Source organism: Paenibacillus sp. P4_A7, from assembly GCF_056402455.1.
In genome coordinates this window covers 1-727 of record NZ_JBFUHJ010000889.1, presented here as the reverse complement: position 1 = coordinate 727, position 727 = coordinate 1, and the positions used below count along the sequence as shown (strand labels likewise).

Below are 727 nucleotides of genomic sequence, written 5' to 3'. Positions count from 1 at the left end.
ATATGAAAACTATATTTTTAGTTCAACATTCTTATGAGGTCGGGGAAGATGGATTGTATGATGAGACAAAACTAATAGGAACCTATTCATCAAAAGAAAAAGCAGAATCAGTAGTGGAAAGATACAAAACACTTCCAGGTTTTAGAGATTATTTAGATGCTTTTTATATTAGTGAATATGAAATTGACAAAGATGATTGGACAGAAGGGTTTATAAAATTGTCAGAAGCGGATGAGCAAGTGGTTGAGTAACTTGTTTTCTGCGTTGAGCTAACGAGAAACGCTAGTTGAGTGACATCAGTAATTGGAGGTGAGGTTTTGGTTAGGAATACAGCTAAAGCAATTATTGAATACGATAATAAGCTACTGTTTATTAAGAAAAAACTTGATAATGTAGGTATTTATTATACATTACCCGGCGGCGGGCAAGAATCTGGTGAGACAATTGAAGATACAATTCTACGCGAATGCACTGAAGAATTAAATATTAATGCGGATATAAATGAATTGGTGTGTGTTAGGGAATATATTTCTAATAATCACGAGTATTCTTTTTTAGTTAAACAAGTGCATGCAATAGAATTCATCTTTCACTGTTCTTTTGGAGCTGAAGACAAGATCACACACTTACAGGATGATGTTGCACAGATTGGATATGAATGGTTGGAAATATCAACAGTAATTGAAACTTTACAGCAAGTCGATAAAAGGAATGCTCTGATGTTTCC

General features: G+C 33.8%; 2 protein-coding genes. Both read left to right on the top strand.

Annotation, left to right across the window (positions count from 1 at the left end; all coding sequences use genetic code 11):
- A partial coding sequence (locus AC1DWN_RS34760; protein ID WP_477563347.1) for a DUF7336 domain-containing protein occupies positions 1-251 on the top strand: 251 nt, incomplete at its 5' end.
- 66 nt (positions 252-317) lie between these two features.
- On the top strand, positions 318-727 hold a 410-nt coding region (locus AC1DWN_RS34755), incomplete at its 3' end, for an NUDIX domain-containing protein (protein ID WP_477563346.1).